The 25,079-nt window shown below is 70.1% G+C and carries 20 protein-coding genes; 5 read left to right on the top strand and 15 right to left on the bottom strand.

Going from position 1 to position 25,079, the window contains the following annotated elements; genetic code table 11:
* Window positions 1-36 precede the first annotated feature (36 nt).
* From ACN20J_RS30735 to ACN20J_RS30680, 12 genes are all read right to left on the bottom strand, one after another.
* On the bottom strand, window positions 37-1,320 hold the full coding sequence (locus ACN20J_RS30735) for a thymidine phosphorylase (protein WP_361998649.1): 1,284 nt from the start codon (window positions 1,318-1,320) through the stop codon (window positions 37-39).
* An 82-nt stretch (window positions 1,321-1,402) separates the two neighbouring features.
* Window positions 1,403-1,819: a cytidine deaminase gene (locus ACN20J_RS30730; RefSeq protein WP_419667281.1), complete on the bottom strand. Its 417-nt coding sequence runs from the start codon at window positions 1,817-1,819 to the stop codon at window positions 1,403-1,405.
* A complete protein-coding gene (locus ACN20J_RS30725) occupies window positions 1,816-3,081 on the bottom strand; it encodes an ABC transporter permease (RefSeq protein WP_419667280.1) in 1,266 nt (421 codons plus the stop codon). The genes ACN20J_RS30730 and ACN20J_RS30725 overlap by 4 nt, the downstream gene beginning before the upstream one ends.
* Complete coding sequence (locus ACN20J_RS30720; RefSeq protein WP_364196756.1) at window positions 3,078-4,208, bottom strand: ABC transporter permease; 1,131 nt, start codon at window positions 4,206-4,208, stop codon at window positions 3,078-3,080. Before ACN20J_RS30720 ends, ACN20J_RS30725 begins: the two co-directional genes overlap by 4 nt.
* Window positions 4,208-5,839 carry an ABC transporter ATP-binding protein gene (locus tag ACN20J_RS30715; protein WP_189837293.1) on the bottom strand — a complete coding sequence of 544 codons (1,632 nt, stop codon included), beginning with the start codon at window positions 5,837-5,839 and terminating at the stop codon, window positions 4,208-4,210. Before ACN20J_RS30715 ends, ACN20J_RS30720 begins: the two co-directional genes overlap by 1 nt.
* A 255-nt stretch (window positions 5,840-6,094) precedes the next feature.
* A complete protein-coding gene (locus ACN20J_RS30710; RefSeq protein ID WP_419667279.1) occupies window positions 6,095-7,144 on the bottom strand; it encodes a BMP family lipoprotein in 1,050 nt (349 codons plus the stop codon).
* A 305-nt stretch (window positions 7,145-7,449) separates the two neighbouring features.
* The gene (locus ACN20J_RS30705; protein WP_361998596.1) at window positions 7,450-8,505 is read right to left on the bottom strand and encodes a BMP family lipoprotein; all 1,056 of its coding nucleotides are present in this window, start codon (window positions 8,503-8,505) and stop codon (window positions 7,450-7,452) included.
* 324 nt (window positions 8,506-8,829) lie between these two features.
* Entirely contained in the window at window positions 8,830-10,098 is a 1,269-nt protein-coding gene (locus ACN20J_RS30700) for an amidohydrolase (protein ID WP_189837291.1), read from the bottom strand.
* A 492-nt stretch (window positions 10,099-10,590) separates the two neighbouring features.
* Window positions 10,591-11,736 carry a hypothetical protein gene (locus tag ACN20J_RS30695; RefSeq protein WP_189837290.1) on the bottom strand — a complete coding sequence of 382 codons (1,146 nt, stop codon included), beginning with the start codon at window positions 11,734-11,736 and terminating at the stop codon, window positions 10,591-10,593.
* A gap of 51 nt (window positions 11,737-11,787) precedes the next feature.
* Entirely contained in the window at window positions 11,788-12,726 is a 939-nt protein-coding gene (locus ACN20J_RS30690; protein ID WP_190229603.1) for an N-acetylneuraminate synthase family protein, read from the bottom strand.
* 14 nt (window positions 12,727-12,740) lie between these two features.
* Window positions 12,741-14,054, bottom strand: coding sequence for an N-acylneuraminate cytidylyltransferase (locus ACN20J_RS30685; RefSeq protein WP_190229602.1), 1,314 nt, complete (start codon window positions 14,052-14,054; stop codon window positions 12,741-12,743).
* A gap of 62 nt (window positions 14,055-14,116) precedes the next feature.
* Entirely contained in the window at window positions 14,117-15,481 is a 1,365-nt protein-coding gene (locus ACN20J_RS30680) for a DUF6716 putative glycosyltransferase (RefSeq protein WP_361998591.1), read from the bottom strand.
* Window positions 15,482-15,679: 198 nt separating this feature from the next.
* Between ACN20J_RS30680 and ACN20J_RS30675 the strand changes: the two genes are divergently transcribed.
* From ACN20J_RS30675 to ACN20J_RS30660, 4 genes are all read left to right on the top strand, one after another.
* Complete coding sequence (locus tag ACN20J_RS30675) at window positions 15,680-16,657, top strand: glycosyltransferase family 2 protein (RefSeq protein WP_419667278.1); 978 nt, start codon at window positions 15,680-15,682, stop codon at window positions 16,655-16,657.
* Window positions 16,654-17,988: a polysialyltransferase family glycosyltransferase gene (locus tag ACN20J_RS30670; RefSeq protein ID WP_361998588.1), complete on the top strand. Its 1,335-nt coding sequence runs from the start codon at window positions 16,654-16,656 to the stop codon at window positions 17,986-17,988. The genes ACN20J_RS30675 and ACN20J_RS30670 overlap by 4 nt, the downstream gene beginning before the upstream one ends.
* A 196-nt stretch (window positions 17,989-18,184) precedes the next feature.
* Window positions 18,185-19,345, top strand: a complete 1,161-nt coding sequence (locus tag ACN20J_RS30665; protein ID WP_419667277.1) for an acyltransferase family protein — start codon at window positions 18,185-18,187, stop codon at window positions 19,343-19,345.
* 91 nt (window positions 19,346-19,436) lie between these two features.
* On the top strand, window positions 19,437-20,366 hold the full coding sequence (locus ACN20J_RS30660) for a class I SAM-dependent methyltransferase (protein WP_419667276.1): 930 nt from the start codon (window positions 19,437-19,439) through the stop codon (window positions 20,364-20,366).
* An 11-nt stretch (window positions 20,367-20,377) separates the two neighbouring features.
* Here the strand turns inward: ACN20J_RS30660 and ACN20J_RS30655 are convergent, their stop codons facing one another.
* Window positions 20,378-21,028: a TetR/AcrR family transcriptional regulator C-terminal domain-containing protein gene (locus tag ACN20J_RS30655; protein WP_190229597.1), complete on the bottom strand. Its 651-nt coding sequence runs from the start codon at window positions 21,026-21,028 to the stop codon at window positions 20,378-20,380.
* Between the two features lie 71 nt (window positions 21,029-21,099).
* Here ACN20J_RS30655 and ACN20J_RS30650 point away from each other — a divergent pair, with 71 nt between their 5' ends.
* Window positions 21,100-22,599 carry an FAD-dependent oxidoreductase gene (locus ACN20J_RS30650; RefSeq protein WP_419667275.1) on the top strand — a complete coding sequence of 500 codons (1,500 nt, stop codon included), beginning with the start codon at window positions 21,100-21,102 and terminating at the stop codon, window positions 22,597-22,599.
* Here the strand turns inward: ACN20J_RS30650 and leuE are convergent.
* Together leuE and ACN20J_RS30640 are read right to left on the bottom strand one after the other, a co-directional pair.
* Complete coding sequence (leuE, locus tag ACN20J_RS30645; protein ID WP_419667274.1) at window positions 22,596-23,249, bottom strand: leucine efflux protein LeuE; 654 nt, start codon at window positions 23,247-23,249, stop codon at window positions 22,596-22,598. The two genes, ACN20J_RS30650 and leuE, sit on opposite strands and share 4 nt — an antisense overlap.
* 183 nt (window positions 23,250-23,432) lie before the next feature.
* The gene (locus ACN20J_RS30640) at window positions 23,433-25,013 is read right to left on the bottom strand and encodes an acyl-CoA mutase large subunit family protein (protein ID WP_419667273.1); all 1,581 of its coding nucleotides are present in this window, start codon (window positions 25,011-25,013) and stop codon (window positions 23,433-23,435) included.
* Between the last annotated feature and the right edge of the window lie 66 nt (window positions 25,014-25,079).

The following is a 25,079-nucleotide window of genomic DNA, read 5'->3' as shown; positions in this document are numbered from 1 at the left end:
TCACTAACGAGTCGAGTCGAGTCTGATCGGATCAGCTCAGGCGATACGTTCCAGCACCACCGGCGCCGCCGTGAAGGCCGTGCCCGGGGCCGCCACGTCGTACGAGCCCTCGACCGCCTCCAGGGCGTACTCGAAGCGCTCGGGTGTGTCCGTGTGGAGGGTCAGCAGGGGCTGGCCCTCCGTGACCGTGTCGCCCGGCTTGGCGTGCAGTTCGATGCCTGCCGCCGCCTGGACCGGGTCCTCCTTGCGGGCGCGGCCCGCGCCGAGGCGCCAGGCGGCGATGCCGATGTCGTAGGCGTCCAGGCGGGTGAGTACGCCCGTGGTCGCCGCCTTCACCACGTGCTGTTCCCTCGATGTGGGGAGCGGGGCGTCCGGGTCGCCGCCCTGGGCCGCGATCATGCGGCGCCAGGCGTCCATCGCCGAGCCGTCGGCCAGAGCCTTCGCGGGGTCGGCGTCCTTCACACCCGCCGCGTCGAGCATCTCGCGGGCCAGGGCCAGGGTGAGTTCCACGACGTCCGACGGGCCGCCGCCCGCCAGGACCTCGACCGACTCGCGGACCTCCAGGGCGTTGCCCGCCGTCAGGCCCAGGGGCGTCGACATGTCCGTCAGGAGCGCGACCGTCTTCACGCCGTGGTCCGTGCCCAATCCGACCATCGTGGAGGCCAGTTCGCGTGCGTCCTCGATCGTCTTCATGAAGGCGCCCGTGCCCACCTTCACGTCCAGGACGAGCGAGCCGGTGCCCTCCGCGATCTTCTTCGACATGATGGACGAGGCGATCAGGGGGATCGCCTCCACCGTGCCGGTCACGTCCCGGAGCGCGTACAGCTTCTTGTCCGCCGGGGCCAGACCGTCGCCCGCCGCGCAGATGACCGCGCCGACCTCGTCGAGTACGGAGAGCATCTCCTCGTTCGAGAGGAGGGCGCGCCAGCCCGGGATCGACTCCAGCTTGTCGAGGGTGCCGCCGGTGTGGCCGAGGCCCCGGCCCGACAGCTGCGGGACCGCCGCGCCGCAGGCCGCGACGAGCGGGGCCAGCGGGAGGGTGATCTTGTCACCGACGCCGCCCGTGGAGTGCTTGTCGGCGGTCGGGCGGGACAGGGACGAGAAGTCCATGCGCTCGCCGGAGGCGATCATCGCGGCCGTCCAGCGGGCGATCTCGCCGCGGTTCATGCCGTTGAGCAGGATCGCCATGTTCAGGGCGGCCATCTGGTAGTCGGCGACCTCGCCGCGTGTGTACGCGTCGATGACCCAGTCGATCTGCTCGTCGCTCAGCTCGCCGCGGTCGCGCTTGGTGCGGATGACGGAGATGGCATCCATCGACAACAAAGCCATGGCCTTTCCTTCCGAAGTGCAGCGGCCCCTCCCGGTGCCCTGGAGGCACGCGACGCGGAGGGGCCGACCGTAATTACTTGCGGAGGTGCCCCGGCCCGAAGGCCTGCGGAAGCATCTCCGAGAGCGGCAGGATCCCGGCCGGCGTCTCCAGGATCAGATCGGGGCCGCCGAACTCGAACAGCAGCTGGCGGCAGCGGCCGCACGGGACCAGGATCTCGCCGCGGCCGTCCACGCAGGTGAAATGCGTGAGCCGGCCGCCCCCGGTGCTGTGGAGCTGCGAGACCAGTCCGCACTCGGCGCACAGCCCGAGCCCGTACGAGGCGTTCTCGACGTTGCACCCGGAGATCACCCGGCCGTCGTCGACCAGGGCCGCGACACCGACCGGGAAGCCCGAGTAGGGGGCGTACGCACGGGACATGGCCTCGCGGGCCACCTCCCGCAGGGCCTCCCAGTCGACCTCGGCCGCGGATCCGGTTCCGGCGGACGTCACTTCCCTTGCCCCCGCCGGTACGGCATGCCGTCCGCCTTCGGCATCCGCAGCCGCTGTGCGGACAGGGAGAGGACGAGCAGCGTGATGACGTACGGCGTGGCGGAGACGACCTGGTTCGGCACCTCGTCGGTGAGCGAGTACCAGGTGAACATCAGCACGCCGACGGCCAGGGTGATCACACCGGGCACGTACTTCTTCCTGACCAGCAGCCAGATGGCGCCGATGGCCAGCAGTATGGCGCCGAGCAGCAGCAGCGCGTGGACGTTCTCGGCGCCGCCGCGCAGGTTGAGGCTGTCGGTGTAGCCGAACAGGCCCGCGCCGAGGGCGAGTCCGCCCGGCATCCAGTTGCCGAAGATCATCGCGGCGAGACCGATGTAGCCGCGGCCACTGGTCTGCCCCTCCAGATAGAAGGGGTTGGCGACGATGGAGAGGAAGACACCGCCGAGGCCCGCCAGGCCGCCGGAGATGATCACGGCCAGGTACTTGTACTTGTAGACGTTGACGCCGAGCGACTCGGCCGCGACCGGGTTCTCGCCGCAGGACCGCAGCCGCAGACCGAAGGCGGTGCGCCACAGGATCCACCAGGTGGCCGGGATCAGCGCGACGGCGATGAGGGTCAGCCAGGAGACGTTGGTGACCAGTCCGCCGAGCAGACCCGCGAGGTCCGAGATGAAGAACCAGCCCTTGTCGTTGAGGTCGACGAGCGCCTCGGACAGTCCCGGCACCGTGAAGTTGCCGATCGACTCGACCGGCGGGGACTGCTTGGCCGAGCCGCCCTGCACGCCCTCGAAGGCGAGCGGGGCGAGGTAGCGGGTGGCGCCGAGGGCCAGGATGTTGATGGCCACACCGGAGACGATGTGGTTGACGTTGAAGGTGACCGTGACGATCGCGTGCAGCAGACCGCCGACGCAGCCGCCGACGATGCCGATGAGGACACCGTTCCACGGGCCCCACTGGTAGCCGGCCCAGGCACCGAACCAGGTGCCGAGGATCATCATGCCTTCGAGGCCGATGTTGACGACGCCCGCGCGCTCGGCCCACAGACCGCCGAGACCGGCCAGGCCGATCGGGACGGCCAGTTCGAGCGCGGTCGACATCTGGCTGACGTTGGTGATGCCGTCGGCGCCGGTGATGATGCGCACGATCGAGGTCAGCGCGAGGCCGCCCGCGATGACCAGCAGAAGGACGGGGAGCGTGAGCCGGCGGCCCTTGGGCGCCGTGGGCTGCAGCGAGGGCTGGTTGAGGTCGGTCACGGTGGTCATCGTCCGGCCACCTCCTTCTGGTTCGAGTTGTCGGAGGTGGCGCCGAGGACGTGGCCCGCCGCGAGTTCGGCGCCGACGCGGCGCTGCTGGCGGCGCAGACCCCACTCGCGCACGGCCTCGTACGAGACGACGACCGCGATCACGATCAGGCCCTGCATGATGACCGCGATCTCCTTGTCGTACCCGTGGAAGTCAAGCTCGGGCGAGGCCTTGTCCAGCCAGGCCCACAGGAGGGCCGCGAAGGCGATGCCCGTCGGGTTGTTGCGGCCGAGCAGGGCGATGCCGATACCGAGGAAGCCGATGCCGGTCGGGAAGTTCAGGCTGTACGTGTGCGAGTCGCCGAGCAGGATCGGCAGGCCCGCGAGACCGGCGAGGCCGCCGGAGATCAGCATGGCGGTGAGGACCATGCGCTTGGGGTTCACACCGCTGGCCGCGGCGGCGGTCTCCGAGGCGCCGGAGGCGCGCAGGTCGAAGCCGAAGCGGGTGCGGTTGAGGACGACCCAGTAGCCGACGCCGAGCAGGGCGGCGAGGACGACGAGGCCGTAGATCTCGCCGGCGTCGCCCATGTCGAAGCCGGGGATCCAGCCGGACTCGTGCATCTCGCCGGTGGTGTTGTTGTTGCCGACCTTGACGCCGAAGACGTTGGGCAGCCAGAAGTAGGCGATGACGGAGGTCGCGATCGCGTTCAGCATGATCGTCGCGACGACCTCGCTGACCCCTCGGGTGACCTTGAGGACACCGGCGATGCCGGACCAGAAGGCGCCGGTGAGGACCGCGGTGAGCAGCAGCAGCGGGACCTGGAGGACCGCCGGCAGGTTCGCGTGGGCGCCGACCACCGCGGCCATCATGGCGGCGAGCTGGTACTGGCCGTCCACACCGATGTTGAACAGGTTCATCCGGAAGCCGATGGCCACCGCGAGGGCCGCGATGTAGTACAGCGAGGCCTGGTTGATGATCAGGACCTGGATGTCGGAGAACGTGGCCTGCTCGAACATGATCGAGTACGGCTCGAACGGGTTCTTCCCCGAGGCGATCAGCACGACCGAGGTCAGCGCCACGGCCACGACGAGCGCGATGACCGGCCCGGCCACCGCGAGGAGCAGTCGCTCCTTGTCGAACTTCTTCATCAGCGGGCCTCGTCTTCCGGGGCGTCTGCCGGGCCGTCCGCCGGCGTCTCGGCAGGCTCTTCGAGCGCTGCCTTCTCTTCGAGCTCTGTCTGCTCTTCTTCGAGCTGTTCCACGAGCTCTTCGTTCTCCAGGTGTCCGGAGGCGGCGCCGGTCATGGCCGAGCCGAGCTCCTCCGGGGTGATGGTCGCCGGATCGGCGTCCGCGACCAGCTTGCCGTTGTAGATCACCCGGAGGGTGTCGGAGAGGCCGATGAGCTCGTCCAGGTCGGCGGAGATCAGCAGGACGGCCAGTCCTTCGCGGCGGGCCTCGCGGATGTGGTCCCAGATCGCGGCCTGCGCGCCGACGTCCACACCACGGGTGGGGTGGGCGGCGATCAGGAAGCGCGGCTTGTGGGTCATCTCGCGGCCGACGATCAGCTTCTGCTGGTTGCCGCCGGACAGCGAGGCGGCGGTGACGTCGATGCCGGGCGTGCGGACGTCGTACGCCTCGACGATGCGGCGGGTGTCGTCCTGGGCGCCCTTGATGTCGAGCCAGACGCCCTTCGCGTTGGGCTTCTCGGTGACATGGCCGAGGATGCGGTTCTCCCAGAGCGGGGCCTCCAGGAGCAGGCCGTGGCGGTGGCGGTCCTCGGGGATGTAGCCGATGCCCTGCTCGCGGCGCCTGCGGGTGGCCCAGGAGGTGATCTCCTCGGCGGCCAGCGTGATGGTGCCGGAGTCGGCCGCCTTGAGGCCGATGAGGGCCTCGATCAGCTCGGTCTGGCCGTTGCCCTCGACACCGGCGAGGCCGAGGATCTCGCCCTCGTGGATGGTGAAGCTGATGTCGTCGAGGAGGGCCTTGCCGCCGGGCGCGACCAGGCGCAGGTCCTCGACGGTGAGCACCGGCCGGTCGGTGACCGTGGACTCGGCGGTCTCCGGGGTGGGCAGTTCGCTGCCGACCATCAGCTCGGCGAGCTGGCGCGGGGTGGTCTCGGAGGGGACGGCCGTGCCGACCGTCGTGCCCCGGCGGATCACCGTGATGTCGTCGGCGACCGACAGGACCTCGCCCAGCTTGTGGGAGATGAAGATGACCGACAGGCCCTCGGACCTGAGTTCGCGCAGGTTGGCGAAGAGCGCGTCGACCTCCTGCGGCACGAGGACCGCGGTGGGCTCGTCGAGGATGAGGATCCGGGCGCCGCGGTAGAGGACCTTGAGGATCTCCACGCGCTGGCGGTCGGCGACACCGAGCTCCTCGACGAGGGCGTCGGGGCGCACGCCGAGGCCGTAGCGCTCGGAGAGCTCCACGATCCGGCGGCGGGCCTTGGCGCCGATGCCGTACGACTTCTCACTGCCCAGGACGACGTTCTCCAGGACGGTGAGGTTGTCGGCGAGCATGAAGTGCTGGTGGACCATGCCGATGCCGCGGGCGATGGCGTCGGCGGGCGACGAGAAGGTGACCTGGTCGCCGTCGACGGCGATGGTCCCCTCGTCCGGCTTCTGCATGCCGTAGAGGATCTTCATCAGCGTCGACTTGCCGGCGCCGTTCTCGCCGACGAGCGCGTGGACCGTGCCCTTGCGGACGCTGAGGTGAATGTCGTGGTTGGCCACGACGCCGGGGAACCGTTTGGTGATCCCGGCGAGTTCGACTGCGGTCACCGATCCGTTGACCGCGTCGGCCGGAGGACTGCTGGACGCGTTGATGGCGCACTCTCCTGAAGGGAAAGGGGGTCGTCTACGCGCGTAGCGCCCCTACGGCAACATGAGGGGCCGACGCGCCGCGAGAACGGGGTACGGGGAGCCAGGCTCCCCGTACCCCGTTGAGCGGACGTAACCCCGCGGTTACGAGCGACTCCGGGGAAGATCGGTGTCCGAACTTCCCCGGAGTGCCTAGCTGCTCCTGAGGTACTGCTGTCAGCTGGACTTGACCTTGATCTCGCCGCCGATGATCTTCTCCTTGGCCGCCTGAACAGCTTCCTGGATCGCGGTGTCGCTCTTGAACTTCGGGTTGGAGTCCGCGAGGCCGACCTCACCGGACTTCAAGTCGCCCCTGACGATACCGGTCTCGGGCTTGCCGTCCTCGACCGACTTCGCGAGGTTGTACACCGCCTTGGCGACGTCCTTCGTCGCGGAGGTGAGGATGGCGTCCTTGTACTTGCTCAGAGCTTCCTGCTTGTACTGGTCGGAGTCGACACCGATCGCCCACACCTTGTTGGCGGAGGCGGCCTCGATGACACCCTGACCCGACAGGCCGGCCGCCGCGTAAACGACGTCGGCCTTCTTCTCGATCTGGCCCTCGGCGGCCGTCTTGCCCTTGTCGGGGCTGGAGAAGCCACCCTCCTCGGCGGTCTGCGTCAGGTACTGCGAGAGGACCTTCACGCCGGGCTTGGTGTCCTTGACGCCCTGCGCGAAGCCCGCCCCGAACTTGTGGATCAGCGGGATGTCCACACCGCCGACGAAGCCGACCGTGTTGCTCTTGGTGGCCTTGGCCGCCGCGACACCGGCGAGGTACGAGGCCTCCTGCTCGGAGAAGACCAGGTCCGCGACGTTGTCCGCCTCGATGGTGGAGTCGTCGACGATGCCGAAGGTGGTGTCGGGGTACTTCTCGGCAGCCGCCTTGACGGCCGGCGCGTAGGCGTAGCCGATGCCGATGACCGGGTTGTGGCCCTGCTTGGCCAGCGAGACGAGCCGCTGCTCCTTGTCGGCGTCCGTCTCACCGTCGGTGGGCTCGATGTCGGCGGTCTCGTAGCCGAACTCGCCCTTCGCCTTCTTCAGGCCCTCGTACGCGGCGTCGTTGAAGGACTGGTCGCCCCTGCCGCCGACGTCGTACGCGATGGCGAGGCCCTTGTCGCCCTTCGACTCCGACGAACCGGAGGAGGTCGAGGTACCGCCACAGGCGGAGAGGACGAGGGCGAAAGAGGCGGCCGCTGCGCCTGCGAGCGCGATGCGGGGAACCCGGCGCATGTGTTGTGCTCCTGTCGTACAAACTTGTACAAGCGCCGGGACGAACAGCTTCGGCGCTGGCTTCGCCGCAGATTAACGCGCGTAGACCCGCGAGAGAACCCCCTCTGTCCACCTTGTTATGCGGCTGTGCCCGAGGGCTCCCGCGGACCGGGTGCGGGCTTGCCGACCGCAAAGGTCCGTCCATGGCGGATGACCTGCGAGGGGAACACCAGAGCGGGCGGGCATCGAGGATGCCCGCCCGCTCTGTGTGAATTCGACTGCTTCGCCCGTTCAGGCGGTGACGGGCCCGGAGGCCCGCCCCCGGACTACTCGGTCTTCACCTTGATGGTGCCGCCGATGATGGCCTCCTTGGCCTTGGCCACCGCGTCGGTGAGGCCGGCGATCTCGCCCATCTTCGGGTTGCTGTCGGCGAGGCCGACGCCGTCCACCTTCAGGTCGAAGGTCTGGACACCGGTCAGCGGCTTGCCGTCCTCGACCGACTTGGCGAGGGAGTACACCGCGCCGCCGACGTCCTTGAGCGCCGACGTCAGGATGTAGTCCTTGTACGCGGCCAGCGCCTCCTGCTTGTACTGGTCGGAGTCGACACCGATCGCCCAGACCTTCTTCTTGGCCGCGGCCTCGATGACGCCCTGGCCGGACAGGCCGGCGGCCTGGTAGATGACGTCCGCGTTCTTCTCCAGCTGGCCCTCGGCGGCGGCCTTGCCCTTGTCGGGGCTGGAGAAGCCGCCCTCCTCGGCGGTCTGCGTCAGGTACTGGGAGAGGACCTTCACGCTGGGCTTGGTGTCCTTGACGCCCTGCGTGTAGCCGGCCTCGAACTTGTGGATCAGCGGGATGTCCACACCGCCGACGAAGCCGACCGTGTTGGTCTTGGTGGCCTTGGCCGCCGCGACACCGGCGAGGTACGAGGCCTCCTGCTCGGCGAAGACGAGCGACGCGACGTTGTCGCCCTCGACCACGGAGTCCACGATGCCGAAGCTGGTCTTCGGGTACTTCTTGGCGGCGGCCTCCAGCGCGGGGCCGTACGCGAAGCCGACACCGACGACCGGGTTGTAGCCCTGCTTGGCGAGCGAGACGAGGCGCTGTTCCTTGTCGGCGTCCGTCTCACCGTCGGTGGGCTCGATGTCGGCGGTCTGGTAGCCGAACTCCTTCTTCGCCTTCTCCAGACCGGCGTACGCGGCGTCGTTGAAGGACTGGTCGCCCTTGCCGCCGACGTCGTACGCGATGGCAAGGCCCTTGCCGCCCTTGCTCTCGCTGCTGTCACTACTGCTGCTGTCGCTGCTGGTGCCGCCACAGGCGGTCGCCGCCAGTGCCAGCGACGCGACCCCCACCGCGACGCGGGTCAGGCTGGATATCCGACGCATCTGAAGTTCCCCATTCTCCAAGCCCCGCAGTGGGTGCTGAGTTCGGCGCACATTAACGCGCGTAGACCCTTGAGGGAACGGGGTAGCGCTTGGCCGTTATCCATTCGTGCCGATGGCCGGTTACGTCCTTGTGAACCCCGGGACCGAAAGGGGCATACAGGGACACAGCACCCACCACGGCAGTCACGCTCCGCAACCGGGGCGGTGGAGTCCGCGTGACGACACGAGTGGTTCTTGACAGTGCACAACGGTACTGCGCGGGGGTACGCGGCGCGACCGGAAGGACCGGCCGCGCCCGCCGACGGGAGCGGGCGCGACCGCCGCTCAGGCCCCGGCGTCGAGGAGGGCCGCCGCGGTGAAGAGCTCCACTCCCGCGGTGATCGCCGACTCGTCCGCGTCGAAGTCGCCCTGGTGCAGGTCCCGTACGGTCCGCTCCCCCGGGGTGCGCACTCCGAGCCTGGCCATGGCCCCGGGCACGTGCTCCAGGTACCAGGAGAAGTCCTCGCCGCCGAGGCTCTGCTCGGTGTCCTCCACGGAGTGGAGTCCGCGCCGCGCGGCCATGGCGTCCCGCAGCAGGTCGGTGGTGTCCGGGTCGTTGACGACCGGTGGCACCCCTCGGATGTAGTTGATCTCCGACTTGGCCCGGTACAGGTTCGCGATCTCGTCGATGGCCGCGTGCACCAGATCGGGCGCGGCCCGCCAGGAGGCGAGATCCAGACACCGTACGGTCCCGGAGAGCTCGGCGTGCTGCGGGATGACGTTGCAGGCGTGGCCCGACTCGATCCGGCCCCAGGTCACGGCGAGGCCGGACCGGGCGTCGACGCGCCGGGCGACCAGGGCGGGCACGTCCGTGACGACGCGGGCGGCGGCCGTCACCAGGTCGGTGGTGAGGTGGGGGCGTGCGGTGTGCCCGCCGGCCCCGTCCAGCGACACCTCGAGGCGGTCGCAAGCGGAGGTGATGGGGCCGTGCCGCAGCCCGATCCGGCCCGCGTCGACCTTCGGGTCGCAGTGCACCCCGACGATCCGGCCGACGCCGTCCAGCGCCCCGCACTCGATGACGTCCGGAGCGCCGCCGGGCAGTACTTCCTCGGCGGGCTGGAAGATCAGGCGCACGGCCCGGTCGAGCAGGCCCTGCTCGTGCAGCTGGGCGAGGACGAGGCCGGCGCCGAGGACCACGGTGGTGTGGATGTCGTGGCCGCAGGCGTGGGCCCGGTCGGGCACGGTCGAGCGGTACGCGCACTCGGTCTTCGTGTCCGGGATGGGCAGGGCGTCGATGTCGGCACGCAGGGCGAGCATCGGACGCGCGGGGTCCGGGTCGCCGATGTCACAGATGAGACCGGTTCCGATGGCGAGCACGCGGGGGTGCAGGCCGGCCCGCTCCAGGCGCGCCTTGATGGCGGCGGTGGTGCGGAACTCCTGGTTGCCGAGCTCCGGATGCATGTGCAGATCGCGGCGGAAGGCCACGAGTTCTGTGCGGAGTGCCTCGGGCAGCGTGCCGGGGAGGGCGCCGGGAAGGGCGTCTGCGAGCGCACCCGGGAGCGTGCCGGGAAGCGTGGCTTCCCCGGGCTGGTCGGCCTCGGAATCTCGGGACATCAGTTGGTTCACCCTCTGAAGGGTAGGGCGACGCGACGGCCAACTGACCCACGATCAACAAAACTTCAACCCGTACGGTGAAGAAAACCTGGCCGCGTGGCGCATAGATATTGACTGGGATGGGTAAACTCGCCCGGCTTTTCAGCCGTGTGGGTCCTGGGTGGCCGAATGGATCGTGATCCAGGTCTCCTGATGGGACAACCTCCGGGCGGCGATGCCCATTCCCGGGTCTCCGGGACAGGGCTCTCTACGCATACCACGCATACGTGGGCGTGGCCGGTTCTGTTCACCTGGCGGACGGGGCGGAGACGGCGGGGCCGCGCCCCTGCTTTTGTCTTTAGGGGCGCGGGGAACTGCGCGAGCAACCCAGGACGGCGCGCACCTCGCGAACAGACCTCGACACCGGCATCTTCAGGGGCGCGGGGAACTGCGCACTCAGCCACAAGCGGCCCGCACCCTACTCGCAACCAGTTACCCCCCGGGGGTACAGGATCACGTGGCCGTCGAGACGGCAGACAACCGGTGGACGTCCCGGGCCGTGCCCGTGACGCCCGAGAGGAAGCCCTGGGCCCGGGGGGAGGCGTTCTCCGTGAGCCAGGCCGGGTCGATGTCGCAGACGGCGACCTTGACCTCCGTGCCGACCAGGGCGAGGGGCAGCGTGTGCACCACGGTCGACGGGAAGCTGAGGATCGTACGGCCGATGGGGCCGCGGCGGGCGATCAGTTCCAGGGGGAGGTCCGGACGGACGATCTCCAGGCCGGTCTCGACCGCGAGCCGGTGCAGCTTGTCCGGGCTCTCCCGGCGGTGGGCGAAGTACCGGGTGGCGCCATAGGTCCTGGCGAGCCCCTTCACCGCCTCCAGATAGCGGTCGGGGTCCACGACTCCCGTCTCCACCAGGGACGTTCCGACTAGGTCGGCGCCCTTCGTGATCCGGGGCGGGCCGAACCGGGAGCGGGTCCAGGAGAAGTCGTTGGCCGTGATGGTGACGCCCTCGGGCGTCTCGGTGATCGGCATGGCGGAGAAGACCTCCACGCGTCGGCCGACACCCGGTGTGAGCCGGCGGCGGGCCCGGGCCGAGACCGGTGCGAAGACCAGGTCCCGGGCCCCGGGACGACCGCCGCGCCGGTGCCAGCGCACCAGCCGTTCGCCCTTGGCGAGCTGGGAGACGAACTCCATCGTCGCGGTCCCGTCGTCGACGACGACGAGGTCACGGGCCCGGGTGATGGTGAGCAGCAGTTGTACGTAGCGGGAGAACGGGTCGCCCATGACGATCCGCTCGGCCCGCCGCAGGAGTGGGGCGAGCCCCCCGACCGTGTGGAAGGGGGCCGTCGCACCGCCCCGCGCCTCCTCCCAGCGCACCTCGTATCCCTCGTCGCGCGCCAGCTCGGCCATGCGCCGGAGCTGTCCGCGGGTCATCGGGTCGGTGGGCGAGAGCACGACAAGGGTGAGTCCCCCGCCGGGCCGTGGCCGCCCGCCCTCCACCTCCGGACCCGGGGGTCCGGAGGGCTCCGCCGCCGTCCTGAGGGCGTGGACGTGGGCCCACTCCAGGACGTTGAGGAGCTGCACCGGGCTCTCCACGAAAGCCAGTGTGGCGGGTGCGGGTGACTGGGGGCCGGTGGACCCGGCACGGGGACTCATCGACGTACGACCGTCGCTTTCCCTTGATCCTGATCGGGATTCGGAGGTGACTCAGACGGCGACGGGCTCGCCCGCCGCCGCCGCGATCTCGGCCTCGGCGACGACGCCCGGGACGCGGCGCAGCTTCTTCATCGGGCCGAGCTCGGACTCGTAGACCTTCTTGACGCCGTCGCCGAGGGAGGCCTCGATGGTGCGGATGTCGCGGACGAGGCGGGTCAGGCCCTGCGGCTCGACGGAGGCGGCCTGGTCGGAGCCCCACATCGCGCGGTCGAGGGTGATGTGACGCTCGACGAAGGTGGCGCCCAGGGCGACCGCGGCGAGGGTGGTCTGCAGGCCCGTCTCGTGGCCGGAGTAGCCGATCGGGACGTTCGGGAACTCGGCCTGGAGGGTGTTGATGACGCGGAGGTTGAGCTCCTCGGCCTGCGCCGGGTAGGTCGACGTGGCGTGGCACATCAGGATGTTGTCGCTGCCGAGGACCTCGACCGCGTGGCGGATCTGCTTCGGCGTCGACATGCCGGTGGAGAGGATGACCGTGCGGTTGGTGGCGCGCAGGGCGCGCAGCAACTCGTCGTCCGTGAGGGAGGCGGAGGCGACCTTGTGGGCGGGGACGTCGAACTTCTCCAGGAAGGCGACGGCCTCGGTGTCCCACGGGGAGGCGAACCAGGCGATGTTCTTCGACTTGGAGTACTCGTCGATCTGGCGGTACTCGTCCTCGCCGAACTCCACGCGGTGGCGGTAGTCGATGTAGGTCATGCGGCCCCAGGGGGTGTCGCGCTCGATGTCCCACTGGTCGCGCGGGGTGCAGATCTCCGGGGTGCGCTTCTGGAACTTCACGGCGTCGCAGCCGGCCTCGGCGGCGGCGTCGATCAGCTTGAAGGCGTTCTCGAGGTCGCCGTTGTGGTTGATGCCGATCTCGCCGACGACGTAGACGGGGTGACCCGGGCCGGCGGTCTTCGAACCGAACTGGCGCAGACGGGAGTTGGTGCTCATGGTGGAGAAGTTCCTTACTTGTCGAGGGAGTCGAGAGAAGGGCCGAGGATCCAGCTGGCGATCTCTCGGATCGCGCCGTCGCCGCCGGGAACGGTGGTGACCGCGCGCGCGGCGCCGCGTACGACGTCGTGGGCGCTCGCGACCGCCACGGGCCAGCCCACGAGGGCGAAGCACGGGAGGTCGTTGACGTCGTTGCCGACGTAGAGCACGCGCTCGGGCGCGATGCCCTGTTCCTCGCACCACTGCTTCAGTGCGAGGTCTTTCCGGTCGATGCCGTGGAGCACCGGGATCTGCAGCTTCCGGGCTCGGGCGGCGACGACCGGGTTCTTCTCCGAGGACAGGATCAGCATCGTGAGGCCGCTCTTGCGGAGGGCCGCGATGCCGAGTCCGTCGCCGCGGTGCACGGAGACGAACTCCCGTCCCTCGGAGTCGATCAGCACCCTGTCGTCCGTCTGGGTGCCGTCGAAGTCGAGGACGACCGCGTCGATGTCTTCGGCGGTCGGGAGGGTGCCGGGGCGGTTCGCGTCGAAGAGCGGCGCGAGGGCCCTGGCACGGGCGAGGTCGTGCGGGTCGTCGATCTCCAGGACCCGGGCGGGGTCGGTGCGGACGAGTTCCGTACGGCCGAAGAAGCGGTGCTTGTGCTCGCGCAGCCCCGCCGCGTTCATGGCGTAGGCGGCGCCGGTCTCCAGGAGGTCCTGGGGGCGGTCCTGGCGGCGCGGGCGGAAGGACTTGTCGTGGTTGACGCCGTAACCGCCGTCCGTGGCCGTGGTGTTGGCGACGGTGGTGGTGCCGCCGACGGCCCGGGTGCGCTCGGTGTCGACGGCGGTCGGGTCGTCGTCCGCGTCCCGCCAGATGAACCCGTGGAAGGGCGCCACGGTCAGCGCGGTGTCGGCGCCGTTCTCGACGACCGCGCCGGCGACCCCGTCGATGTCCTCGCGGATGATGAAGGGGCTGGTGCACTGCACGAGGAGCACGGCGTCGACGACGGAGCCGTGCAGCGCCTCGTGGGCGTCCATGGCGTGCAGGACGGCGGCCTCGGAGGTGGCGGTGTCGCCGGCGATGGCGGCGGGGCGGAGCACGACCTCGGCGCCTGCCTCGCGGGCGGCGGCGGCGATCGCCTGGTCGTCGGTGGAGACCACGACGTCCGTCACGAGCCGGGCCGCGACGCACTCGCGCACCGCGCGGGCCACCAGGGGTACGCCGCCGACGGGGAGGAGGTTCTTGGCGGGGACGCCCTTGGAGCCGCCCCGCGCGGGGATCACCGCGAGCACCCGGCGCACCGGCTTCGCCCGGCCCGCTGTCGCCTGGCCCGCTTGCGAGTTGGTCATTGGCTGTACTCCTTGAGGAGGGTTCTGGACGCCCGCGGCTCGCGGATCCGTCGGGAGGGCGGTCACAGCTCGCCCATCCGCCGGATGACGGGCGCCACCCGCTGCACCCCGTGCCGGTAGGCACCCCGGGCCGCCCGGCGCACGATCTGCCGCACGGGGCCCGGTTCCTTGTCGGCGTCGGGGGCGCCGGGCAGCGGGCTGCCGTCCGGGCCGAGGTGGTGGCGGGCGAGGATGCCGGGCAGATAGCCGGGCGCGGTGGCGGGGGTGTAGTAGGGCGCGAGGGCGGTCAGTCCGCCCTGGCCGAGCAGCTTCGCGATGCGCTCACGGGCCGCGTCGAAGGCCGTCTCGTACGATCCGTCGGCCGCGACCCCTTGCCGGCTCACCCACTGCTCGTCGGGCGACGGCTCGTGCCCGGCGTCGAGTTCGTCCCAGGAGGCGAGGCACCCGGAGCCCACGAAGTGGTGGTTGCCGAGCGACTCGCGCACACCGAGGTCGGTGAGGACGACGGTGGGGATCCGACGGTGCAGGGACTCCAGGGCCGCCGTGGAGCTGATGGTGACCAGCAGGTCCGTACGGTCGAGGACCTCGCCCATGTGCCCGTACACGAGGCGGAAGTTGGCGGGCAGGCCGCCCGGGATCCGCTCCGCGAGGCGCTGGTAGGGCTGCTCCTCGATGTGTGTGGTGTGCTCGCCCGGCTTGGAGCGCAGCTTCAGCAGGACCTCGCGGTCCGGGTGCAGCCTCGCGTGCTTCACCAGCCGGTTCAGCAGGTACGTACGGTCCTTGCGGCTCTCCGGGACGGAGGGCTGCGCGGCGAAGACGACCGTGTACGGGTCGTGCTTCTCGTAGGTGGCGCCGCCGAGGAACGGCAGCGCCACCTCGGTCACGGAGGAGGCGTCGGCGCCCACTCCCTCGTAGACGGCGGTGAAACGGTCCGCGTCCTGGCGGGAGTTGGCGAGGACGAGGTCCGCGCCGTGCCGCAGCAGCAGACCGTCGGCGAGCTTCTCGTAGACGACCCCGACATAGCCGGTGACGACGACGGGCCGCTTCACGCGCCCCGGTCCGAAGCGCTCCCGCCACTGGTACGAGAGTCCGTGCAGCATGGCCTGGACGGCGCCGCCGACGAGCGAGAGCACGACCAGGTCGTACGCGGGCGCCCCTTCTTCAGTCCCCTCGGCCCCCTCGGAGGCGCGGGCCATCTCCCGCAGGAACTCCACGGCGGTGACCTCCCGGAGGGAGTCGGCGCGCACGCCGACCTCTTCGAGCTGTCGGGCGGTGGGGGTCGCACGGCCACGCAGGAGGTAGCCGTCGAGCCTGATGTCCGAATCGGCCGGTGCGATGCGGTTCGCGGTGAGCGAGCCCCATTTCCACCGGGTGTCGGAATCGGCGAGGACGGCGACTCGCAGGGACTTCGAGGTACTTGCTGGCACGTCCAAGACGCTAGGAAGCGATTCCGATGCGCGGCCCAACCAGAATGCAACAAAGGGTTAACAGCACATCGCCGAATGGCGAATCGGCCTCGGATCGGCAGCGGAAAAGACCCGATTCACCAATCCGCCACGCGTCGTTCACCTTGCATCTCACCGGCGGTCAAGACGAATGCCGGGCCGCCGCCTAACGTCACACGGGTGGTCAAGCTCTCCGTCATCGTGCCGTTCTACAACGTGCAGCAATACGCACCCGACACCCTGAGGAGTCTGCGTGCGAACGCACGCGAGGACTTCGAATTCATTCTCGTCGACGACTGTTCGCGCGACGAGACCCCGGACATTCTCGCGCGCGCGGAGCGCGAGCTCCCGGGCGCGGTGCATGTCAGACACGAGCAGAACGGAGGGCTGGCCACCGCGCGCAACACGGGAATCGACGCGGCGAGCGGCGAATATCTCACGTTCCTCGACGGGGACGACTGGCTGGCCCCCGGCTACTACGAGCAACTGCTCGCCGCCATCGAGGACTTGGGGTGCGACTTCGTCCGTACCGACCATGTCCAGTGCACCGCGCGGGCCCGCGCCATCCACCGCGTTCCGCACGGCAGGCGCGGTGTCGTGCTGAATCCGCGCGAGGCGATCCTGCCCGCCGACCGGTCCACCTCCGTCGACTACGCGTACGCGTGGGCGGGCATCTACCACCGCCGGCTGGTCGAGCGGGGCCTGCTGCACTTCACCGACGGGCTGCGCACGGCCGAGGACCGGCCGTGGATCTGGAAGCTCCACCGGGAGGCCGAGTCGTTCGCCACGGTGGGGCTGCTCGGCGTGTTCTACCGGCGTGGCGTGGCGTCCTCGCTCACCCAGATCGGCGATGTGCGCCAGCTCGATTTCATTCGCGCGTTCGACCAGGTCGTCGTGGAAACCGCGCAGGACCCGGACGCGGACAAACTGCTTCCCAAGGCCGTGCGCACATATTGCGCGATTATTTCCCATCATCTGGGATCAATCGAAAGGTTCGAGCCACAGGTGGCACGGAAACTGAAGTCGATGAGCGCCGCGGCATTGCGCCGTATGCCGCAGAACGTCCTCGACGAGGCCCTCGACTCCATGGACGTCCAGCGCGCCACCCGGCTGCGCAGGCTGCGCCGCCGCCCGGCCGCCGCGGGGGTCGCCGCGTGACCACGCAGATCTTCCTGGCGTCGACGCTGTACGGCACGGCCACGCTCGCCGCCGCCCTCGACTCCGACTGTTTCGCGCCCGCGGACCGCCGCATCCTGCTCGTCTGCAACAACACGACGACGCCCGAGACGACGCCCGGCGTGGACGAGATGCCCGGGTTCGAGCGGCTGCGCGAGCGGTTCGACGACGTGGTGTCGTGGAACGAGACCATCTCCCCCTTCCACCCGGGCGGCTGGGCCCCCCGGCTCGACGACGTCCCGATCTGGGAGCGGCACCTGCGGCTCGCATGGGGGCTGGGCGACGATCCGGTGGAACTCGCCGTCGAGTCGATCCAGGTCAACCCGGCGCTCGGCGTCACGCAGATCTTCACCGGCGCGCCCGTCACCGTGTACGCCGACGGCCTGATGAGCTACGGCCCCACCCGCAACAAGATCGACCCGCTGGTCGGCACCCGCGTGGACCGGCTGCTCCACCTCGACCTGGTCCCGGGTCTCCAGCCGCTCCTGCTCACCGAGTTCGGCGTGGGCTCGGAGATCGTGCCGACGGACGCCTTCGTGAAGGTGCTCGCCGAACTGGTCGACACGGGCGACTCGTTGCCGGTGGTCGACGAACCGGCCCTGCTCCTTGGCCAGTACCTCTCCGCGCTCGGCATCCTCACGCCCGAGCAGGAGGAGGACCTCCACGTCCGGATGCTGAAGGGCGCCGTCGAGCTCGGCCACACCCGCGTGGTGTTCAAGCCGCACCCCTCGGCGCCGGCCCGCTGGACCCGCGGTCTGGAGAAGGAGGCCGAGAGGCTGGGCGCCGACCTGACGGTGCTCGACACCCCGGTCCTCGCCGAGGTCCTCTACCAGCGGATGCGTCCCGCCCTGGTCGTCGGCTGCTTCTCCACGGCACTGCTCACCGCTTACGCGCTGTACGGCCTGCCGGTCGCCCGCGTCGGCACCGCCACCCTGCTCGACCGGCTGACGCCGTACGAGAACAGCAACCGCGTGCCGGTGACGGTCGTCGACGCGCTGCTGCCGGACCTGACCGACCGCAAGGCGGTCACCGGGCAGCGCCGGGGCACGGACGAGCAGGGCCTGACCGACCTCGTGCGGGCCGTCGGCTACGCGATGCAGCCGAAGATCTACCCGGACCTGCGCCCGGCCGCCGAGGCCTATCTGACGAAGCATCTGAACACGCACACCTGGCGGTACTTCAAGCGCAAGCGCCTCACCTCGCTGGCGCTGCCCGGCGCGGTCCCGGCACAGCTGGCGTTCCTTCCGCGCAACGCGACCGTGCGCCGGGTGGCCCGCCGCGCCCGTTCCCTGAAGAAAGCAGTGGGGCGCTGAGTTCCTCCGGGAATTGAGAACAAACGGACGGTGAATTCATGGGGTCCGGTCAGGGAATGATCAGTTCTTCAACCGGGCCCCAGCTGTGAGTCGGACTAGTGTGCTGTGAATTAGCTGAGGCCCTCGGAGGCCCCGGGTCACGGAATCCACGGCCCGCACTGCGCACGACTTCACAGAACGGCCGTTGAGGGGACCCGTGACCGACATTCCCGAGGACACACGTACGACGTCCGTGGGCACGGTGGTCCGTGCCGTCCTCCCGGCGGCCGACAGGCCCAGCCCGCCTCAGGTGAAGAGGCCTCGGGAGAACCGGCTGCGGGCCCTGGACGGGCTGCGGCTGGTCGCCGCGCTGATGGTGGCGGCGTACCACTACGGCGGTCGCGGCGGCGAGGTCACACAGGCCTGGGGAACCTCGGCGAAGGCCCAGTTCCCGACGCTGCACTCGTGGTTCGCGTACGGCTGTCTGGGTGTGCAGGTCTTCTTCGTCATCAGCGGTTTCGTGATCTGCATGAGCGGCTGGGGAAGGCCGCTGCGCTCGTTCTTCGCCTCCCGGGCGTCCCGGCTGCTGCCGTCCTACTGGGCGGCGATCATCATCGTGACGGTGGTGTTCGCGCTGCCGGTTGTTGCGTACAAGACTGTTTCGCCGAGCGACACGCTGGTGAACCTGACCATGATGCAGCAGCCGCTCGGTGCGGACCGGGTGCTCGGGGTCTGCTGGACGCTCTGGGCGGAGGTCCGCTTCTACGCGCTGTTCGCGCTGTGCGTCGTGATGCCGGGTGCGACCCGGCAGCGCGTGATCATGTTCTGCGCGGGCTGGACCCTGGCCGCGGGGCTCACCCAGGCCGCCGACGAGCCGCTGCTCGACCTGGTCCTGATGCCCGAGTACGCGCCGTTCTTCATCGGCGGCATCGGCCTCTACCTGGTCCACCGCGACCGGCACGACGCGTACGCCTGGGGCATAGTGATCGTGAGCTGGCTGATCGGCCAGAACCAGGCGGTGCGCGGGCTGTGGCACGCGCCGAACCCGGACTTCTTCTCCTACCGCACCTCGTTCGGCATCGTCCTCGTCGTCACGTTCGGCTTCGTCGCCGTCGCCGTGATCGCCCTGGGCTGGCTGAACTGGGCGAACTGGCGCTGGCTGACCGTCGCGGGCGCCCTGACGTACCCCTTCTACCTGGTGCACGAGCACCTGGGCTGGGTCGCCATCGAGGCATACCACCAGACGCTCGGCATCCCGGCGTACGCGACCCTGCCCCTGACGGTTCTGACGATGCTCGCCCTGGCCTGGCTCCTCAACCGGTTCGTCGAGGACCCGCTGACACCCCGCATGCGCAAGATGCTCTCCAAGCCGCGCTGACGCCGGATCCTCCAGCGGCGGCGCGCGCTCTGTTCACCGGACATTCAGGTTCTCGAAAGTTCGCCACGTACCGAGGGAGAAGACTCATCACATGGCCAACTCACAGCAGATCCCCAGCCACCCCGGCGAGCTCAAGGACGTCCCGGGCTGGTTTCCGCCGCTGGACCAGGTGCTCTTCACCTGGCTGCTCCAACAGCAGGAGACGGAGGGGATACGTGGCGATCTGCTGGAACTCGGCGTCTACATGGGCAAGAGCGCGATCCTCCTCGGTCACCATCTGAGGGACGACGAGAAGTTCACGGTGTGCGACCTGTTCGAGGGTGACGCGCCGGACGAGTCCAACCGGGCCGAGGCGACGAAGTCGTACGCGTCACTGACGAGGCAGATCTTCGAGCGGAACTACCTCTCCTTCCACGATGCGCTGCCCACGGTCGTCCAGGGACCGAGCTCCGTGATCTCCAAGGAGGTCTCCCCCAAGACCTGTCGCTTCGTCCACATCGACGCCTCGCACCTGTACGAGCACGTCCACGGCGACATCGGCGCGGCCCACGACATCCTGCTGCCCGGCGGCATCGTCGTCCTCGACGACTTCCGCTCCGAGCACACCCCCGGGGTCTCGGTCGCCGCGTGGGAGGCCGTGCTCAACCGCGGTCTGCGGCCGATCTGTCTGAGCACCCAGAAGCTGTACGGGACCTGGGGCGACCCCGAGCCGCTCCAGGAGAAGCTGCTCGCCATGATCAAGGAGCGGGACGACTTCGGTCTGAGCGTGCAGATGGCCGCGGGTCACCGGCTCATCCGGACCCGGTCCCAGGGCATGAAGCCGCCGCCCTTTCCTCGCTCCCGTCACTACGTGGAGCCCGTGCCGGAGCCGGTCCAGACGCCCGCGCCGGCCACCGCACGGCCCGCGGCCCGCGGTGCCGGGCGGTCGCGTACCCGCCGGATCGCCCTCGACCTGCTGCCGCCGGTCGTCACGCGTGCCGTGCGCCGGAGCCGGGCGGCCAAGCGCGCGGAGCGCGGCTAGGCAACTGCCCCTCAGCCGGACCTGTATCGCGCCGCGATCCCCGCGATCACCAGTTCCAGGCCCTCCTCGAAGTGCTCGTCGAAGCTCTCGAAGATCTCCGCGCCCGCCTGCGCCGACAAGGGATAGTCGGCCATCAGGCGGGCGCGTTCTTGCACGTCGTAGCCCTCTCGGCGTTCGCCGGGCAGTGGCTCGACGCCCTGTTCCTCGGTGACGAAACCGAGGGTGTAGAGGTACGTCGTCGAGATCGCGCGGACCGCCCGGCCGAGGGTGAAACCGGCGGCCGTGAACAGCCGCAGGCTCTCCTCCATCTGCCCGGCGTGCTCGATGCCGGTGAAGCGTGAGCCGCTGAACACCTTCGCGCCGTCCCGGTAGTCGAGCAGCGAGGCCCGCAGCCCCCGGTTGGACTTGCGCAGCCGCTCCTGCCAGGTGTCGTCCGGGTCGAGGGCGGTGCCGGCGATCATCCGGCGGTACATCTCGGTCGCCATCTCGTCGAGCAGCGCCTGCTTGTCCTTGAAGTGCCAGTACAGAGCGGGCGCCTTGACGTCCAGCTCCTTCGCGATGGCCCGCAGGCTGAGGCCGTCCAGGCCCACCTCGTTCAGCAGCTTCAGGGCGGTGTCCGCGACCCGTTTGCGGTCGAGGGGCGCCCGGCGTTCCGTATTCACACTTGACAGCTTAACGGCGTTAAGGCCACTCTCGAAGAGCGGCGAACTTAACAGCGTTAAGGAGTACGGGTATGGCCACGCAAGCGCATGGACACAAGGACACGGCAGACACTGCAGACACCGACGTGCTGATCGTCGGCGCGGGCCCCACCGGGCTCGCCCTCGCGGTCGACCTGGCCCGGCGCGGGGTGCGCGCCCTCGTCGTCGAGCGGGCCGGCGAGCTCTTCCCCGGCTCGCGCGGCAAGGGCATCCAGCCGCGGACCATGGAGGTCTTCGACGACCTCGGCGTGCTGGACGCGATCCGGGCGGGCGGCGGCCTGTATCCCGTCGGGATGATCTGGCAGGACGGGACCCGGCAGGGCGAGCACCGGATGTTCGACGCGACGGAGACGACGGAGGCCGAGCCCTACGCGGGCATCCCGTGGATGGTGCCGCAGTGGCGCACGCAGCAGATCCTGTTCGCGCGCCTGGAGGAGCTGGGCGGGAGCGTGGCCTTCGGCCGGGAACTGACCGGCCTCTCCCAGGACGCGGACGGCGTGACCGCGGCCTTCGCCTCCGGCGCCCCGGTCCGGGCCCGCTACGCCGTCGCCGCGGACGGCGGCCGGTCGGTCGTGCGGCGCGCGCTCGGCATCGGCATGACCGGGGAGACGGTGGACCCGGCCCCGGCGATCGTGGCGGACCTGCGCATCACCGGGCTCGACCGCGACAACTGGCATGTCTTCCCGCCCGCCGGCGGCGAGGGCTTCCTGGCGATCTGCCCGCTGCCGCACACGGAGGACTTCCAGCTGGCGGGCGGCTTCGAGGATCCGGCCGCCGAACCGGACCTCTCCCTCGACGGCATCCGGAAGCTGGTCGCCACGCGGACGCATCTCTCGGCCGACGATGTGACCGAGGTGCGCTGGGCCTCCGACTTCCGGCCGCGCGCCGCGATGGCGGACCGTTTCCGGCAGGGGCGGGTGTTCCTCGCGGGCGACGCGGCGCACGTCCACTCACCGGCGGGCGGACAGGGCATGAACACCAGCGTCCAGGACGCCTACAACCTCGGCTGGAAGCTCGCGGCCGTCCTGCGGGGCGAGGTTCCCGAGTCCTCCGAGGCCCTCCTCGACTCGTACGAGGAGGAGCGGCTGCCGAACGCCGCGCACATGCTCGGTCTCTCCACCCGCGTCCACCGTGGTGAGGTCCGGCGCGGCACCGCCACCCAGCAGCTCGGCCTCGGCTACCGGGGCTCCTCGCTCGTGCGGGAGACCCGGGATGGCCTGCCCGAGGACGCCCTCCACGCGGGCGACCGCGCTCCGGACGGCACCCGCGGCGGCGTACGCCTCTTCGACGCGTTCCGCGGCCCGCACTGGACGCTGCTCGCGGTGGGCACGGACACCGGCCTGCCCGGACTCGCGGCCCGCACGGTCCGGATTCCGGCGTACGAGGCGTACGGAACCGGGGTGTTCCTCGTCCGGCCCGACGGTTACGTGGGCTGGGCGGGCGAGACCGCGGAGGGGCTCACGGAGTACGCGGCGGGTGTGGGCGTGGGCCCGGGCGCCGGTGACCGGGCCGGGTCGGAGGCCGTCGGCTAGACGCTGCTGGCGAGGGAGAGCTTCACGGCGAAGCCGAGGAAGAGGGCACCGGCCGCGGAGGTGGCCCCGGCGGAGAGCCGCCTGCGCCGCCGGAAGGCCGCCGCCAGCTTCGTACCGCCGAATATCAGGGCGCTGAGGTAGAGGACGCTCGCCAGCTGGGCGAAGGCGCCGAGCACGACGAAGGACAGCGCGGGGTACGCGTACGCCGGGTCGACGAACTGCACGAAGAAGGCGACGAAGAACAGGATCGCCTTCGGGTTGAACAGGCTGATGACGAGCGCCCGCCGGAAGGGCCGCTCCTCGGCGCCCGGGGTGGCGACCTCCTGCGACTCGGTCCGCTCCTTGCGGGTGCGCCACATGCCCCACGCGGCGCGCAGCATGCCGACCGCCAGCCAGGTCAGATACCCGGCGCCCGCGTACTTCACGATCCCGAACAGCAGTGCGTTGGCCTGCAGCAGCGATGCGACGCCGGCCGCCGACAGCGTCATCAGCACGGCGTCCCCGCACCAGACGCCCGCGGCGGCCCGGTATCCGGTCCTGATGCCCCGCCGCGCGGCGACGGACAGCACATAGAGGGAGTTGGGCCCGGGCAGCAGGACGATCAGCACGAGGCCCGCGAGGTACGTGGGGAGGTCGATTACGCCAAGCATGAGACGAAGTGTGGCACGCGGGTACGACAATCCGCCCGGGTGTTTCACCTCGCGGGACAGCCGCCGCGCGGACCGGGCGAACCGCCCCGCCGCGACGCCCGGAACCGGGTCCGGGAGACGTGTTCGGGAAGGGGCGTCCGGGAGGGGGCGTCCGGGAGGGGGGTCCGGGCTCCGGGACGGGCGTCAGAACGCGTCGCTCGGCACGTAGGTCCCCCAGACCTCCCGCAGCGCGTTGCACACCTCGCCGACCGTCGCCCGGGCCCGCAGCGCGTCCTTCATCGGGTAGAGGACGTTGTCCTCGCCCTCGGCGGCCTTCTTCAGCGCGGCCAGGGCCAGGTCCACCGCCGGCTGGTCGCGCTCGGCACGGAGCCTGACCAGGCGTTCGGCCTGCCGGGCCTCGATCGCCGGGTCGACGCGGAGCGGCTCGTACGGCTCCTCCGCGTCGAGCCGGAAGCGGTTGACGCCGACCACGACCCGCTCGCCGGAGTCGGTCTCCTGAGCGATCCGGTACGCGCTGCGCTCGATCTCCCCCTTCTGGAAGCCGTGCTCGATGGCGCCGACCGCGCCGCCCAGGTCCTCGACCCGGCCCATCAGGTCGACCGCGGCGGCCTCGACGTCGTCGGTCATCCTCTCGATCACGTACGAGCCCGCGAACGGGTCGACGGTCGCGGTCACGTCCGTCTCGTAGGCGAGCACCTGCTGGGTGCGCAACGCCAGGCGGGCGCTCTTGTCCGTCGGCAGGGCGATCGCCTCGTCGAAGGAGTTCGTGTGCAGCGACTGCGTGCCGCCGAGGACGGCGGCCAGGCCCTGCACCGCCACCCGGACCAGGTTCACCTCCGGCTGCTGCGCGGTCAGCTGCACGCCGGCCGTCTGCGTGTGGAAGCGCAGCATCAGCGACTTGGGGTTCTTGGCCCCGAACTCCTCGCGCATCACCCGCGCCCAGATCCGGCGCGCCGCACGGAACTTGGCGACCTCCTCCAGCAAGGTCGTACGGGCCACGAAGAAGAAGGACAGGCGGGGCGCGAAGTCGTCGACGTCCATGCCGGACGCGACGGCCGTGCGCACGTACTCGATGCCGTCGGCGAGAGTGAACGCGATCTCCTGCGCGGGCGAGGCACCCGCCTCGGCCATGTGGTAGCCGGAGATCGAGATGGTGTTCCAGCGCGGGATCTCGGCCCGGCAGTACTTGAAGATGTCCGCGATCAGCCGCAGCGAGGGCTTGGGCGGGAAGATGTACGTGCCGCGCGCGATGTACTCCTTCAGCACGTCGTTCTGGATCGTGCCGGTGAGCCTGTCGGCGGGCACGCCCTGCTCCTCGCCGACCAGCTGGTACATCAGCAGCAGGAGCGCGGCGGGCGCGTTGATCGTCATGGACGTCGACACCTGGTCCAGCGGGATCCCGTCGAAGAGCACCCGCATGTCCTCGACCGAGTCGATCGCCACGCCCACCTTGCCGACCTCGCCGTGCGCGATCGGGGCGTCGGAGTCGTGGCCCATCTGGGTGGGGAGGTCGAAGGCCACCGACAGGCCCGTCGTGCCGTTCGCGATCAGCTGCTGGTAGCGGGCGTTGGACTCGACGGCCGTACCGAACCCGGCGTACTGGCGCATGGTCCACGGCCGTCCTGTGTACATGGACGGGTAGACGCCCCGCGTGTAGGGATACGCACCGGGTTCGCCCAGTTTCTCCGCCGGGTCCCAGCCCTCCAGGGCATCCGGCCCGTAGACCGGCTCGATGGGCAGTCCGGACTCCGACTCGCGCGCCATGACGTCTGCCTCCCACTGGACCGGGACGGGCCTGTGCCCCCAACAATGCCGCGTAGTTCGCAACCA

The sequence above is a fragment of the Streptomyces sp. 2-1 genome (assembly GCF_048564895.1).
In the GTDB taxonomy this organism is placed as follows: domain Bacteria; phylum Actinomycetota; class Actinomycetes; order Streptomycetales; family Streptomycetaceae; genus Streptomyces; species Streptomyces phaeochromogenes.
Note: the sequence above shows the minus strand (reverse complement) of the source record. Positions and strands in the feature narration are given on the sequence as shown.